This window comes from Pseudomonas fortuita (assembly GCF_026898135.2).
Taxonomy (GTDB): domain Bacteria; phylum Pseudomonadota; class Gammaproteobacteria; order Pseudomonadales; family Pseudomonadaceae; genus Aquipseudomonas; species Aquipseudomonas fortuita.
Window position 1 is genome coordinate 3,864,727 of the sequence record NZ_CP114035.2, and the last position, 14,472, is coordinate 3,879,198.

Consider the following 14,472-nt stretch of genomic DNA (forward strand, 5'->3'; position numbering starts at 1 on the left):
GCAACGTCGACATTCAAGGAGGGGCTCATGACAGCTCTGCAAGCATTCCTCACCACCCCCGTACTCGGTACCAGCACCTGGTTGTGGCTGGTGTTCATTGCCATCGTCATCGGTTTGCTGGTGCTCGACCTGGGCGTGCTGCACCGCCACGACCGGGAAATCGAAATGCGCGAAAGCCTGCTGCTGTACTCGGGCTACTTCAGCGTTGGCGTCTTGTTCGGCGTCGGGGTCTGGTACCAGCTGGGCGCGCAATCGGCGCTGGAGTTCTACACCGGTTTCCTGGTCGAGCAATCGCTGTCGATGGACAATGTCTTTGTCATGGCGATGATTTTCAGCTACTTCGCCATTCCCCGCCGTTACCAGCATCGCGTGCTGTTCTGGGGCATCCTGGGGGTGGTATTCCTGCGGGCGATCATGATTGGTGTAGGCGCCGCGCTGGTGCAGAACTTTGCCTGGGTGCTGTATCTCTTCGGTGCTTTCCTGTTGTTTACCGGGGTGAAGATGGCGCTTTCGAAAGAAGACAGCCACCCTGACCTGGCCAACAACCCGATACTCAAGTTCGTGCGCAGGCACATGCGGGTCACCGACCAGATCCACGGCTCGCACTTCTTCGTGCGCCAGACCCCGCCCGGGCACAGCAAGGCGCTGCGCTACGCCACCCCGTTGTTTCTGGCGCTGGTGCTGATCGAACTGGCCGACCTGGTGTTTGCAGTCGACAGCGTGCCCGCGATTTTCGCCATCACCCAGGATCCATTCATTGTCTACACCTCGAACATCTTCGCCATTCTTGGGCTGCGATCGTTGTACTTCGCGCTGTCGGCGTTGATGCACCGGTTTGTATACCTCAAGTATGCGTTGGCGCTGGTGCTTATCTTTATTGGTTGCAAGATTTTCTATCACGGCATGGTGGGCAAGGTGCCGGCACTGCTGTCGTTGGGGGTGACGTTCGGGTTGTTGCTGGGTGGGGTGGTGGTTTCGTTGGTCAAGACGCGGGGGGAGAACCCGGCGATCGCGGATCATTCGCCTGAGCAGTCTTCAAATGCCGATTGTCCAGTCAGCCCAAAAGACGAAGACCCGCAGATGCGGATCTGATACGGCTACTTGATTTTAAATAATGCCCATACAACTACCATCCAGATGAATCCAGTCATGCTTAGCCACGCAGCAACCTTCAACTTACGCTTCAGCTTCTGCGGAAAGGCATTCAACTCGCCAGCATCCAGTTGCCCCATACGCAGCGCTAACCACGGAAATGCAACTAGTCCACTTACCGTACAAAGGGTCAGCCAGCGCCACTCAAATGATCCAGAACCCCATACACGCTTAATGCTTTCGAAGTAGGGATTGCTCGTGATGGCCGAGCAGGCGACGCCATAATCTTTCGTCAACGTCGCGACAACACTAAGGGCTAGCCCAGGTATACCGATAACAAAAGGACTTAGTAGAATTACCAATTTGGCAAGTGGTTGCCAGCCAGTAATATCAATCACTGGTCGCCTCGTAGATAACCTCGCCTACCGACTCACCGAGCTTGCCGCCCAGCACTCCCCCAGCCATACCGCTGGCACCCACCAGCACTATGCCGCACACTGGCCCGGCCAGACCTGCAGAGCCCATAGTAACAACGGCACATACTGTTCCGGATACGAGGACTGCTCCTGAGGAGCCAAGCATAGCTCCGGCGGTTCCAACAGCAAAACCTCCTGTCTCGGTCAGTCTGACCTTTTTACAAGCTGCGAAAAACGCTGGGCTGTTCAAGTGGCCATGGCGCATGAACTCTCGCTGGTGCAACTGCTCGATACTGGTCAATGTATGACTGACCTGTTTCAAACCTTGATCGAGCATGTCCTTGCCGACGCCCATGGTCAGATACTTCCTACACATTGCGGGAGTTTGCGCGATCACTGTGGGAGCGGGTTCACCCGCGAAGAGGCCGGTGCAGGCCGCTGACTCAGCGCCCGCTACGCAACAGCTCCACCGGCACATACTTGCCAATTTCATATTTGCCAATCGCCGCCCGGTGCACTTCATCCGGCCCGTCGGCCAGGCGCAGGGTGCGCTGCATGGCGTACATGTAGGCCAGCGGGAAATCGCCACTCACCCCTGCCCCACCGTGAATCTGAATCGCCCGGTCGATCACCTTCAACGCCACGTTCGGCGCCACCACCTTGATCTGCGCGATCTCGCTGCGGGCCACCTTGTTGCCCACGGTGTCCATCATGTATGCCGCTTTCAGCGTCAGCAGCCGGGCCATGTCGATTTCCATGCGTGAGTCGGCGATCTTGTCGACGTTGCCGCCCAGCCGTGCCAGTGGCCGACCAAATGCAGTACGTTCCACCGAACGTTTACACATCAGCTCCAGCGCACGCTCGGCCATGCCGATCGAGCGCATGCAGTGGTGGATACGGCCAGGGCCAAGGCGCCCTTGGGCAATCTCAAAGCCGCGCCCCTCACCGAGCAGCACGTTTTCATAAGGCACCCGCACGTTCTCGAAAAGCACTTCGGCATGGCCGTGAGGGGCATCGTCATAGCCGAACACCGGTAACGGGCGGACGATCTTCACGCCCGGCGCATCGGTGGGCACCAGCACCATCGAATGCTGCTGGTGGCGTGGCCCTTCAGGGTCGGACAGGCCCATGAAAATCATGACCTTGCAGCGCGGGTCGCAGGCGCCGGAGGTCCACCACTTGCGGCCATTGATGACCCATTCGTCACCGTCACGCACGGCAGTGGCGGCCATGTTGGTCGCGTCCGAGGAGGCCACGTCCGGCTCAGTCATGGCAAACGCCGAGCGGATCTCGCCGCGTAACAGCGGCTCCAGCCACTGGCGTTTCTGCGCTTCGCTGCCATAACGCACCAGCACTTCCATGTTGCCGGTGTCCGGCGCCGAGCAGTTGAACGGTTCTGGCCCGAGCAGCGAGCGGCCCATGATTTCCGCCAGTGGGGCGTATTCCAGGTTGCTCAGGCCGGCGCCGTATTCCGATTCGGGCAAGAACAGGTTCCACAGCCCTTCGGCGCGGGCCTTGGCCTTGAGTTCTTCCATGATTGCCGTGGGCTGCCAGCGGTCGCCCTCGGCAACCTGGCGCTCGAACACGGCTTCGGCGGGGTACACGTAGGCGTCCATGAACGCAGTAACGCGCTCGCGCAGTGCCTGGACCTTGGGCGAATAGGCGAAATCCATCGGGGCTACCTTCACGGTTCGGAGTACATGGGCAGAGCCTAGAGCAGCGCAGCCCCATCCACCTAGTCTATTTTCCGCGTGTATAAACATTCATAACCGATATATGATCGGCCAATAATTCCAACAAAGAGCGGCGCCCATGAACCTCAGCAAGGTCGACCTCAACCTGTTCATCGTGTTCGATGCGATCTACACCGAAGCCAACCTGACCCGCGCCGGGCAGATTGTCGGCATTACCCAGCCAGCGGTGTCCAATGCCCTTTCGCGGCTGCGCGAAACCTTCAACGACCCGCTGTTTGTGCGCACTGCACAAGGCATGGTGCCCACGCCGATGGCGCAGAACATCATCGGCCCGGTGCGCAACGCTTTGGCACTGCTGCGTACCTCGGTGCAGGAAAGCCGCATCTTCAACCCGCAGCAGGCCAACAAGACCTTCCGCATCAGCATGACCGACCTGACCGAAGCGGTCATCCTGCCGCCGCTGTTCCAGCGCCTGCGCCGTCTGGCGCCTGCGGTGCTGATCGAAAGCTTCCTGTGCAAGCGCCGCGAGACCACCAAGGAGCTCGCCGCCGGCCGCCTGGACTTCGCCATTGACGCGCCCCTGAACACCGACCCGCAGGTGCGCCACATCAAACTGATGCAAGACCGCTATGTGTGCGCCCTGCGCCAAGGCCACCCGCTGGCTGACAGCAAGCTGACCCTCGACAGCTACCTGAGCATGACCCACATCCATATTTCCAGCCGCCGCAACGGCCTGGGTTACGTCGACCTGGCGCTGGGCAAGATGGGTGTACAACGCAAGGTCGCCCTGCGTTCGCAGCACTACCTGATGGCCTCGCAGGTGTTGCAGCAGACCGACATGGCGATGACCGTCCCCGAGCGCTTCGCCCGTCGCCATCAGTTGCGTTACCAGCCACTGCCAGTGGAGGTGCCGGCACTGGAAACGCACCTGTACTGGCATGAAAGCACCGACCAGGACCCGGCCAACCGCTGGATGCGCGAGCAGATCACCGAATTGTGCGAACGCGTGGTAGCCGAGGAAGAGAAGACCCCACAGCCTGCCTGAAGACGCCTGCGAGCGGCGGCGCCTCAGCTCTGCTCGACTGTAGAAAAATATTCTCCAAAAAGTTCGCAGGGGAGAAATTTTTATTACAGAGATTCAGAAAAAAATTGGCGGGAAGCGAAAACTATCTTCTTCATCGCGGGTACGCTTATCCCAACAATCGCCGATTTCACGGCGACAGATATGGACCCGCCCGAATGCCTAGCGCCCCTCTTTATTTCGATTACGCCGCCACCACCCCCGTCGACGACCGGGTCATCGAAACCATGCTTGCCTGCCTTGGCAGCGAGGCCAACTTCGGCAACCCGGCGTCCAGTGGCCATGCCTACGGCCAGGCCGCGCGACAGGCCGTGGAGCACGCTCGCCAGCAGGTGGCCGAGCGCGTCGGCGCGCAAGCCGACAACCTGGTCTGGACCTCGGGCGCGACCGAGTCCAACAACCTGGCACTCAAAGGCATTGCCCAAGGCATCGACCAGCCCGGGCACCTGATCACCAGTCAGCTAGAGCACAAAGCCGTGCTCGACACCGCGGCCGAACTTGAACGCCAAGGCTGGGCCGTCACCCGCCTGGCGCCGGATGCTGCCGGCCTGATCCAGCCTGCAAGCGTGCAGGCAGCGTTGCGCGCCGATACCCGCCTGGTGTCGCTGATGGCGGTCAACAACGAGCTGGGCACGGTTACCGATTTTGCCGCCATCGGCCAACAGGTGCGTGACCACGGTGCCCTCCTGCACGTGGACGCCGCACAGGCCGTAGGCAAGCTGGCCATCGACCTGAAGGCGGTGGCCGTGGACATGATGTCATTTTCGGCGCACAAGGTTTACGGGCCAAAAGGGATCGGCGCGCTCTATGTCGGCCCACGCGCCCGTACGCTGATGCGCGCGCAGATGCATGGCGGCGGCCATGAGCAGGGCCTGCGTTCCGGCACCCTGGCAACCCATCAGATCGCGGGCATGGGCAGCGCCTTTGCCTTGGCCGGCGAACCAGGTGACAGCGAGCACCAGCGCCTTGAGCAACTGGCCACGCGCCTGCGCGAGGGCCTGCTGGCTTTACCCGGCGTCACCCTCAACGGCAGCGCCAGCCAACGCATCCCCCACACCCTGAACCTGTGCATCGACAGCAAGGGCTTCAACAGCGCGGCCCTGGCCAGCGAGCTGGCCTTGTCGACCACTTCGGCCTGCAACTCGGCGAGTAACGCCGCCTCCCATGTGCTGCTGGCACTGGGGCTGGACGAGCGTCAGGCGCGCAACAGTGTGCGCTTGAGCATCGGCCGATTCACGACCGAGGCGCAAGTGGACCAGGCGCTCGCAGTGTTTGGCCGGGTGCTGACGACGGCATCGGCTGCACTGTGGTGAACACACGCTAGAACAAGCGGCTGTCCGGGGTAAAATCCTCGACCTGGATTTTCGCACGCTGTGCCTGCGCGTGCCGTGGGTTGAACAGGTAGTTGATGGTGCTGGGCATGATCGCGCTCGGCACGGGCAGCAGTAAAGCCGAGCAGTCATCCAGAAAGCGATTGCCCAGCGCCCGGGTCAACTCAGGCTGAGCGGACCAGCCGGGCTGCAAGGCGGGCAACTGCGCCTGTGAAACCGTATCAGGCAATTCGATACGGATCAGGCGCATGGTGGTAGGAAAATCCTCTGGGTCGATCTCCAGGTGCACAAGCACCTCGAGCATCGCCCCGGAAGGGCTGGTGGCGGCATACACCACGGGCCGGCCCGCCTGGTGCCAGCGTCCGCTAACACGCAGCCCCCCAGTGCCGCTCAAATCTGCATAGGCGCTGATACGCCACAAAATCACAGGCCAAAACCCTCGGCAATCTGCAGCAGCATCTCTTCGACCTGAGTGGTGCCTTGCTGGGTTGTGAGCATCTGCATCGGCGTCAGCCCCGAAAAACGTTCCTTGGGCTTGGACAGCCAGCGCTTGGCCTTGTCCGCCTCGCCAAACACGGCTTCGGCCATGGCGGTGATGTGGGCCGAACGGAACAGCCGATCACTCTCTTCCACGGTCAGCGGCTGGTCACGCTCGATACGGGTTTTCAGGGTGCGCAGGGGAATGATCTGGTCCCGCTCCACCGGCGTGAACACACCGCGCTCGGTCAGCTTCACCAGCCAGGTAGCGGCAAAACCGTGGGTGATCCGGGTGTGGATTTCGAAGTCACTGGCAAGTTCGGGTATTTCCAGCAGCGCCTGCAGGCGCGCCCGGTACTCGTGGTAACCGTTGTCACGAAGCACTTCGGCAAGCATGGCATACTCCTGTTTCGGCGTTTGCCGACAAGTATGCGGTATTCACCGGATCATTGCCAGTTTGACTGGCCCCCTTGGTTGTGGGGGCACTGCGCCCCCGCTCCTTTCAGAAGGTACCCGGATAAGCCCCGCCATCGATCAGCAGGTTTTGCCCGGTGATATAGCCGGCATGCGCACTGCACAGGAACGCACAGTACGCGCCAAACTCCCCGGCATCGCCAAAGCGCGCCGCCGGGATGGCCTTGCGCCTGGCCTGGGCAGTGGCTTGCACATCGCCACCCGCCGCCTGCAACGTTTTTTGCAAGCGCGCGGTGTCGAACGCCCCAGGCAGCAGGTTGTTCAGTGTCACATTGCTGCCCGCCAGGCGCTGCTGCCGGGCCAGGCCGGCAATGAAACCGGTCAGGCCACTGCGGGCGCCGTTGGACAGACCAAGCATGTCGATCGGCGCCTTCACCGCGCCTGAGGTGATATTCACCACCCGCCCGAAGCCCCGCTCGGCCATGCCGTCGACAACTGCCTTGATCAGCTCGATGGGGGTGAGCATGTTGGCGTCCAGCGCCTTCAGCCAGTCGTCACGCCCCCAGTCACGGAAGTCCCCCGGTGGCGGGCCACCGGCGTTGTTGACCAGGATGTCGACCTGCGGGCAGGCCGCCAACAGCGCCTGGCGCACCTGGGCATCAGCAACATCGCCGGCCACGGTAAGCACCTCGATGCCCGGGCAGGCCGCACGCAACTCGCTGGCGGTCTGCATCAGGGTGGCTTGGGTGCGGGCATTGATGACCAGGTTCACGCCTTCTTTGCCAAGCGCCTCGGCGCAGCCTTTGCCCAGGCCTTGGCTGGCCGCGCAGACGATGGCCCAGCGGCCGGTAATGCCTAGATCCATTGTGTTGGTCCTTGATGCAGTAGGGTTTCAGGGGGGTAATCTAGAGCACAGGACAGGGCCGCCGATAATGAAAAGAGCTGATCCACCAATAACCGGCATTTATCCCCGCCAGCAACAGGCTGAAGGGCTGGCGTCAACAAGTTTCAATAGGCCGTCAATTCCTCTACCAGCAACCGCGCCGCTGGCGCTAGCGGCGTCGCCACACGGTGCACGATGCCGAACGGCTCGCTCAAGGCCCGTAGCTGCACCGCCAGCGACACCAGTAACCCGCGCTGCTCGGCAAAAGTCGCCACAGCACTGGGAATGACCGCCACCAGCGTCGGGTCATCTTCCAGCAGCATGAAAGTAGCGAAGGTTGAAAAGGTTTCCAGCGGATAACGGGGCACCTCCACCCCTGCCTCGCTCAACTCGCGCTCCAGCGCCTGGCGCATGGGCATGTTCGCCGGGTAGACCACCCAGCGGTAATGGCTCAAGTCGCTGATATGCAGTGACGCTGCCCCGGCAAGCGGGTGTTGCGGGTGCGCGACCACTACCAATGGCTCCTGGGCCAGTTCGACAAAGGCATAGTCTGTGGCGTTGCGGCCCAGCCCCGGCCGGCAGATCGCCAGGTCCAAGCGCCCCTCGTCCAGCTGGGCGAGCAGGTTGGCGCTGGTATTCTCGGCAATTTCCACTGCCAGCTGCGGCTGCTTGCGGCGCAAGCGCCCCAGGGCGCTGATTAGGGTCGGCATGGCCCCCATGATGCTGCCCACCGCCAGCCGCCCACCCTGGCCTTGGACGATGCCCAGCACCTCTTCGCGCAAGTGCCCCAGGTCGCTGTGGATCAGCCGCGCGTAGCGCACCACGCAACGGCCCACGTCGTTGGCTACCAGGCCGCTGGGCAGGCGCTGGAACAAGGGTACACCCAACACCTCCTCCACCTCGCGCAACGCCTTGGTGGCCCCGGGCTGGGAAATGCCCATGGCTTCGGCCGCCTTGTGCAGCGAACCACAGCGATCCAGCTCAATCAGCAGACGCAACTGGCGCAGGCGCAGGCGAGAAAAAATGGAATCCAGGGAAGGGATCATCAGGCAGGCTCGACATGGGTCTTGTAATACCGAGCACTATAGAGGGTCGTCAACGGGGGAGTATTGAGTTTCAAGCAAATGACCCTTGATCGCAGAACACGCATACCAGCCCGTTATGCTGCGCTGTCGCCCGTGGAACAAGGCTTCGGCAAACGCCGCTTTATCCTGTGGGAGCGGGCGCGCCCGCGAAGAGTGCGACGCGCTGCATGGCACCGGCTGCGCCGGTGTTCGCGGGCTTGCCCGCTCCCACAGGGGCCCCGCCCAATCAGGTATTTATGTTCGAGTAACGCGCTTACCGCGGTCTACGCCGTGCCAGGCAGGCGTAACCCAGGCCCAGCACACTGATCGCCAGTACGCTCAGCAACACCATCAACTCGCGGCTGTAGCGCGCCACCATGGCCGGAAAACCGATGACTTCGTGGTACACCTGCACATTGGCCACGCCGTCGGCGTGGCTGATGCTGACCCCGCCTTGGCGGATCTGCAAATAGTCTGCATCGAAATAGACCCAGACCTTGCACGTGCCACCCGGCTCGATGGCCGGGATGTCCACCTGCGCGGTGGCGGTTTCCAGCAGGGTGTCGTTGCCGGCAGCATCACGCACCTGCACCAGGCCCTTGGCTGGCAGACGGACCTTGACCTCCCGTACTGGCGCATCCCCCCTGTTGCGTAGTTCGATGAGCAAGCCAGTACGGTGATCGACCAGCCCGGCCTCGAAAGGCTTGGCGAACAGCTGGGCATAGGGTGCCTGGGCCATTTCTATCAACCGCTCGACCTGATCGTGGCTTAGCTCGCCTTGGCCAATGCTGTTGATGCGCCCCTGCAACTGCTCATACTTGAGTTGCTCGCTGGCTTTGCTTATGCGCTCGCTGAACTGGGTGGGATAGGTGAGGTAGGCATAAGTCAGTGACGCCTCCAGACGCGGGTTGCCCCTGAGCAACACGTAGGCGGCCAAAAGGACCATCAGGCCCGCAAGCACGGCTACGAGGAATTTCCCCACCTTGTCCCAGCTCAATGCGAACTTCCTTTTGTGGTGATACAGACGATTCAAACCGCCCAAGGGTGCCAAGTTAAGGCCCCCCAGGCAAGCTTGACTAGCGTTCGCGTTCACCTTCCCGCGCCTGACGCATCTGCAGCAGCTGGCCATCGATCAGTGCTTTGGCCATGCCCGCCAGGTAAACCGTGGCCTGCATCATCACCTTGCGGTCACCAGGCCTGTCGATGGCCTTGCGAGTGATTTCAGTCATGCAGCCCATGATGCTAGATGCCTCCATCAGTGCGGTCCTCATCGGCAGCTGCGGTTTCATCTGCACCAGTTCGGCATCGGCGTTGCCAAACCGGCTCGCTGCACGCACAACATTGAGCTTGCTGCTTTTCGGGTTGTCGTTGTCCATGTCCATTCCTCGGGCGGTTGCGGGCATGCCCAGACTAGGACGCTGCTTTGCCCCCCACAATGACCAGCAGGGTGGTAACAATCACTTTCGGAAATGGACTACAAGCACTCCATGAAGTGTGCCCTCCGCCACCGATCAGCCCTTGACCGCCACCTGGCAGTGTCGGACGATCAACCTCCCCCACCCCAGGACGAACACCATGCTACGGATACTCGGCAGAGCCTCCTCCATCAATGTGCGAAAAGTGCTGTGGGCCTGCGCTGAATTCGAGGTTGCATTCGAGCGCGAAGACTGGGGCTCTGGCTTCAAGGCCACTGACAGCGCCGAGTTCCTGGCGTTGAACCCCAATGCCATGATCCCGGTGATCCAGGATGGCGACTTCACCTTGTGGGAATCCAACAGCATCATCCGCTACCTGGCCAACCGCTATGGTGCCACCGCGTTCTACCCCGACGATGCCCAGGCGCGGGCCAGGATCGACCAGTGGATCGACTGGCAGGCCTCAGACCTGAACCGCTCGTGGAGCTACGCATTCATGTCACTGGTCAGGCACTCCCCCGCGCACCAGGACCCGCAAGCACTTGCCGCCGGTTGCGCGGACTGGTCTCGCTACATGCACATCCTCGACCACCAACTGGCCAGCACCGGTGCGTATGTGGCCGGCAGCCAGTTCACCCTGGCCGATATCCCTATCGGCCTGTCGGTCAACCGCTGGTTCGAAACGCCGTTCGAACACCCGCAACTGCCAGCGGTGCGCGATTATTACGAACGCCTCAGCGAACGCCCGGCCTATCACCTGCACGGCCGTAACGGTACACCGTAAACGTACAACACGGGTTTCACTGCCGGGCATTGGGTAATACTGCGAGTCATTACCACTAGTCCTTTACCCCCGGGTGACCTGGCCGGCAAATACAGCGCCGGGCTGCGTGGCAGCTTCAGCCAGCAAGCCCTGCAGCAGTTACTGGTCCTGCGGCCTGCGAGCCATGCCGCAGGACGGCGGTTACCGCCTGATCCCGGCCAACCGCTGCCATTGGGTGCTGTGGCACTGGACCCGACCAACGTGACCGGCACTGCCAGCCTCGGCGAGCAGACCGAAAACGGCATCACCGTGGTGGCGGCAACGGCACTGCTGGATTCTGGGGCTGCTTTGCAGCCCATCGCGACACAAGGCCGCGCCTACAAGAGATCCCATTTTCCCTGTAGGCGCGGCCTTGTGTCGCGAAAGGGGCGCACAGCGCCCCCGGCGATCTCAGTTTGTTACACCGCAACCTGCCCCCCCGCTGCCACCACCCGCCCACGCCAGGCAAACAGCAACACCATCACCAACCCCAGTGCCGCCATCGCGGCGCCCGCCAGGGAAATCGCCGGGTAGCCCAGCCCTGCGTTGATCACTGCGCCACCCAGCGCGGCGCCAATCGCATTGCCCAGGTTGAACGCACCGATGTTCACCGCCGAGGCCAGGTTGGGCGCATCCTTGGCTGCCTCCATCACCCGCATCTGCAACGGCGGCACCAAGGCAAAACTGGCCGCGCCCCAGAGCAGAATCGCCACGGCTGTCGGCAGCGGCCAGTCGAGCACCAGCGGGAACACCAGCAGCACGGCAATCAACAGCGCCAACGACAGGATCAGGGTACGGTCGATCGAGCGGTCTGCCGCCTTGCCCCCCCACACATTGCCCAAGGTCAGGCCAACACCGAACAACACCAGCATGGCTGTCACGAACGTGGTGGATGCGGCCGCCTCACTCTGCAGGATCGGCGCAATGTAGGTGAACACCGTAAACATCGCACTGGAACCCACCACCGTCAGCAGCAAAGCTGCCAGCACCGGGCCGCGGCCCAGCACACGGATTTCAGCCATGGCCCCGTCGCCTTTGGGCGACGGCACATTGGGCAGCGCGTACCAGAGGGTGGTCATCGCCACCAGGCCAAGCCCGGCGATACCCCAGAAGGCTGTGCGCCAGCCCAGCATTTCACCGAACCAGGTCGCCAGCGGCACGCCGCCGATGGTGGCCAGGGTCAAGCCCATGAACATCGCCGCCACCGCCCCGGCACGCTTCTCGGGTGGTACTACGCTGGCTGCGACAATCGAGCCGATGCCGAAGAAAGCACCGTGGTTCAGTGAGGTGACAACGCGGGCCACCAACAGGCTGGCGTAGTCGCTGGCCAGGGCCGACATCAGGTTGCCCAGTGTGAAAATGGCCATCAGCCCGATCAGCAGATAACGCCGCGGGATCTTCACCGTGGCCAGGGTCATCAGCGGTGCGCCGATCAGCACGCCGATGGCATAGGCGCTGACCAGCAGCCCGGCAGCAGGGATGGAAACGCCAAGGTCAGTGGCGATACTGGGCAACATGCCCATGGGGGCGAACTCGGTGACACCGATGCCAAAGGCACCGATGGCGAGTGCGACAAGAGGTGGATTGATACGCATGGCAAGCTCCTTATCTATGCCGCAAATGCTACGATCTGTTTCAAAAGCGCACTAGACTGCTTTTTTGCTAACCACCTTTGCGCGCGAGGCACAAATGGACTTCAGTGGAAGATCCGGCGAGATGGAGATATTTGCCAGGGTGGCGCAAGAAGGCAGCTTGTCGGCTGCCGCGCGGGCACTGAACCTGACGCCTTCTGCGGTCAGCCGTATCCTCGCCCGCACCGAACAGCGCCTGGGCACCCGCCTGCTGCTGCGCACCACACGGGCAATCACCCTCACTCCCGAGGGTGAGGCGTACCTGCGCGGTGCACGGCGGGTGCTGGCCGACATGCTCGAAGTGGAAGAAGCCATCACCGACCAGGGGGTGCCGCGCGGGCGCTTGCGGGTGAGCGCCGCACTGGGCCACGCCCGGTTGACCGTAGTGCCGCTGCTGGCGGCCTTCAGCGCCCGCTATCCGCAAGTGCTGGTTGACCTTACCCTCAGTGACGAAGTGGCCGACATTCTCGGTGGCCAGGCCGACGTGGCATTACGCTTCGGGCACCTGCCGGACAGCTCGTTGAGCGCCCGCGCCATTGGCGAAACCGGCCAGGTGGTGGTCGCCTCACCCGAATACCTGCAACGCTGCGGTACCCCGCTTGAGCCTGAAGACTTGGCCCGGCACAACTGCCTGCGCTTCAATTTCCGCCGCGCGGAGCCCGACTGGCCGTTCCGCCGCGACGGGCAGGCGTTCTCGTTGAAGGTGACGGGGAATATCGAATGCAGCAGCGGCGAAGCCTTGGCGCAACTGGCCAGGCTTGGTGCCGGCGTGGCACGCATCGGTACCTTCACGGTGGTCGATGACTTGGCCAGCGGGCGGCTGGTGCCATTGCTGGAGGCGTACAACCCTGACGACCGCGAGCCGATCCATGCGGTGTTCGTTGGCGGGCCGGCCATGCCGGCGCGGGTCCGGGTGTTCGTGGATTTTCTGATAGAGCACTTGCCGGGCGGCCTGCGCACCCCCTTGTAGAACGTCTTCCGGGCTACGCGTTGGGAGCGGCCTGGTGTCACGACAGGGTGCATGAGCCGGTCGTGGTGCGCTGCGACCACAGTCTGACCTGACGTTGATATCTACAGTTGGGTTATCTTCGACGCTTCACTGTACGGCCAGGGCCAGACCACCATGCGCATTGTCATTCCCGACGACTACCAGGATGTGATCCGCACGCTCGACTGCTTCGCCAAACTGAGCGGGCACGCTGTCAGCGTGCTTCATGAATGCCAACCCGCCACGCCAGAGCAACTTGCAGCACGCTTTGCCGACGCCGACGCACTGGTACTCACCCGCGAACGTACCCGCATCGACGCCGCCTTGCTCGACCACCTGCCTGACCTCAAGCTGATCAGCCAGACCGGCAAGGTGTCCAGCCACCTGGACCTGGCAGCGTGCACGGCGCGGGGCATAGCCGTAACCGAGGGGCGTGGCTCGCCGGTGGCGCCTGCGGAACTTGCCTGGGCGCTTATCCTGAATGCCCGTCGGCAGCTGGTACCGGCCATCGATGCCTTGCGCCAAGGCCATTGGCAGGTCAACCTGGGGCAGGCGCTGGCCGGCCAGCTGCTGGGCATTTGGGGTTACGGCAAGATCGGCCAGCGCCTGGCGCGTTACGCACAGGCATTCGACATGCACGTGCTGGTGTGGGGCAGCGACAGCAGCCGCGCCGCAGCCCAGGCTGATGGCCACCGCGCAGCCGCCTCGCGTGAGGCATTTTTTGCTGAAGCGGACATTGTCAGCCTGAACCTGCGCCTGTCGGCACAGTCGCGCCACGGGGTCACCTTCCGCGACTTGTCCAGCATGAAGCCCGATGCCCTGCTGGTAAACGTCAGCCGCGCAGAACTGATTGCCCCAGGGGCATTGCTGCAGGCACTGGATGCCGGGCGGCCGGGTTACGCGGCAGTGGATGTTTTCGAAGAGGAGCCGGTGCTCGACCCCGCCCATCCGCTGCTGCGCCACCCTCGTGTACTCAGTACACCGCACCTGGGGTATGTGGAGAAGAACGGTTACGAGCTGTACTTTGGCGACGCCTTCGACAATGTGCTGGCGTTTTTCGAAGGAACGCCAAAGAACGTTGCCAACCCCGAGGTGCTGGCGGCTCGGCGCTGAGCCCTGTGGGCGCGGGCATGCCCGCGATGGGCCGCATAGCAGCCCCAGTCATTACGTATGGACTGCACGCG

The 14,472-nt window shown here is 62.5% G+C and carries 16 protein-coding genes; 6 read left to right on the forward strand and 10 right to left on the reverse strand.

The window, feature by feature from the left end; translation table 11 throughout:
* The first annotated feature begins 27 nt into the window (after positions 1–27).
* The gene (locus OZ911_RS17605; RefSeq protein WP_070086374.1) at positions 28–1,092 is read left to right on the forward strand and encodes a TerC family protein; all 1,065 of its coding nucleotides are present in this window, start codon (positions 28–30) and stop codon (positions 1,090–1,092) included.
* Between the two features lie 5 nt (positions 1,093–1,097).
* Here OZ911_RS17605 and OZ911_RS17610 read toward each other — a convergent pair whose 3' ends face one another.
* From OZ911_RS17610 to OZ911_RS17620, 3 genes are all read right to left on the reverse strand, one after another.
* Positions 1,098–1,490, reverse strand: coding sequence for a hypothetical protein (locus OZ911_RS17610; protein ID WP_031311787.1), 393 nt, complete (start codon positions 1,488–1,490; stop codon positions 1,098–1,100).
* Entirely contained in the window at positions 1,483–1,863 is a 381-nt protein-coding gene (locus tag OZ911_RS17615) for a hypothetical protein (protein WP_023047359.1), read from the reverse strand. Before OZ911_RS17615 ends, OZ911_RS17610 begins: the two co-directional genes overlap by 8 nt.
* An 88-nt stretch (positions 1,864–1,951) precedes the next feature.
* Positions 1,952–3,181, reverse strand: coding sequence for an acyl-CoA dehydrogenase (locus OZ911_RS17620; RefSeq protein WP_016487680.1), 1,230 nt, complete (start codon positions 3,179–3,181; stop codon positions 1,952–1,954).
* 139 nt (positions 3,182–3,320) lie between these two features.
* Between OZ911_RS17620 and OZ911_RS17625 the strand changes: the two genes are divergently transcribed.
* Both OZ911_RS17625 and OZ911_RS17630 read left to right on the forward strand, forming a co-directional pair.
* Positions 3,321–4,247: a LysR family transcriptional regulator gene (locus OZ911_RS17625; RefSeq protein WP_016487681.1), complete on the forward strand. Its 927-nt coding sequence runs from the start codon at positions 3,321–3,323 to the stop codon at positions 4,245–4,247.
* Positions 4,248–4,441: 194 nt separating this feature from the next.
* Positions 4,442–5,596, forward strand: a complete 1,155-nt coding sequence (locus OZ911_RS17630) for a cysteine desulfurase family protein (protein ID WP_016487682.1) — start codon at positions 4,442–4,444, stop codon at positions 5,594–5,596.
* A gap of 7 nt (positions 5,597–5,603) precedes the next feature.
* Here OZ911_RS17630 and OZ911_RS17635 read toward each other — a convergent pair whose 3' ends face one another.
* The 6 genes from OZ911_RS17635 to OZ911_RS17660 all read right to left on the reverse strand — a co-directional run bounded on the left by OZ911_RS17635 (position 5,604) and on the right by OZ911_RS17660 (position 9,828).
* Entirely contained in the window at positions 5,604–6,041 is a 438-nt protein-coding gene (locus OZ911_RS17635) for an RES family NAD+ phosphorylase (protein WP_016487683.1), read from the reverse strand.
* Positions 6,038–6,487 (reverse strand): Xre family toxin-antitoxin system antitoxin, encoded by a 450-nt coding sequence (locus tag OZ911_RS17640; protein ID WP_016487684.1) that lies wholly within the window; start codon positions 6,485–6,487, stop codon positions 6,038–6,040. Before OZ911_RS17640 ends, OZ911_RS17635 begins: the two co-directional genes overlap by 4 nt.
* A gap of 106 nt (positions 6,488–6,593) precedes the next feature.
* Positions 6,594–7,370 (reverse strand): SDR family oxidoreductase, encoded by a 777-nt coding sequence (locus tag OZ911_RS17645; protein ID WP_016487685.1) that lies wholly within the window; start codon positions 7,368–7,370, stop codon positions 6,594–6,596.
* Between the two features lie 143 nt (positions 7,371–7,513).
* Positions 7,514–8,434 carry a LysR family transcriptional regulator gene (locus OZ911_RS17650; protein WP_016487686.1) on the reverse strand — a complete coding sequence of 307 codons (921 nt, stop codon included), beginning with the start codon at positions 8,432–8,434 and terminating at the stop codon, positions 7,514–7,516.
* Between the two features lie 292 nt (positions 8,435–8,726).
* Complete coding sequence (locus tag OZ911_RS17655; RefSeq protein WP_023047356.1) at positions 8,727–9,449, reverse strand: hypothetical protein; 723 nt, start codon at positions 9,447–9,449, stop codon at positions 8,727–8,729.
* 79 nt (positions 9,450–9,528) lie between these two features.
* Entirely contained in the window at positions 9,529–9,828 is a 300-nt protein-coding gene (locus tag OZ911_RS17660) for a DUF3077 domain-containing protein (RefSeq protein WP_016487688.1), read from the reverse strand.
* Positions 9,829–10,027: 199 nt separating this feature from the next.
* Between OZ911_RS17660 and OZ911_RS17665 the strand changes: the two genes are divergently transcribed.
* Complete coding sequence (locus tag OZ911_RS17665; protein ID WP_023047355.1) at positions 10,028–10,651, forward strand: glutathione S-transferase family protein; 624 nt, start codon at positions 10,028–10,030, stop codon at positions 10,649–10,651.
* A 437-nt stretch (positions 10,652–11,088) separates the two neighbouring features.
* Here the strand turns inward: OZ911_RS17665 and OZ911_RS17670 are convergent, their stop codons facing one another.
* The gene (locus OZ911_RS17670) at positions 11,089–12,264 is read right to left on the reverse strand and encodes an MFS transporter (RefSeq protein WP_023047354.1); all 1,176 of its coding nucleotides are present in this window, start codon (positions 12,262–12,264) and stop codon (positions 11,089–11,091) included.
* Positions 12,265–12,358: 94 nt separating this feature from the next.
* Here OZ911_RS17670 and OZ911_RS17675 point away from each other — a divergent pair, with 94 nt between their 5' ends.
* Together OZ911_RS17675 and OZ911_RS17680 are read left to right on the forward strand one after the other, a co-directional pair.
* Complete coding sequence (locus OZ911_RS17675; RefSeq protein ID WP_023047353.1) at positions 12,359–13,270, forward strand: LysR family transcriptional regulator; 912 nt, start codon at positions 12,359–12,361, stop codon at positions 13,268–13,270.
* A gap of 153 nt (positions 13,271–13,423) precedes the next feature.
* Positions 13,424–14,401 carry a D-2-hydroxyacid dehydrogenase family protein gene (locus tag OZ911_RS17680; protein ID WP_016487692.1) on the forward strand — a complete coding sequence of 326 codons (978 nt, stop codon included), beginning with the start codon at positions 13,424–13,426 and terminating at the stop codon, positions 14,399–14,401.
* Positions 14,402–14,472: the final 71 nt, after the last annotated feature.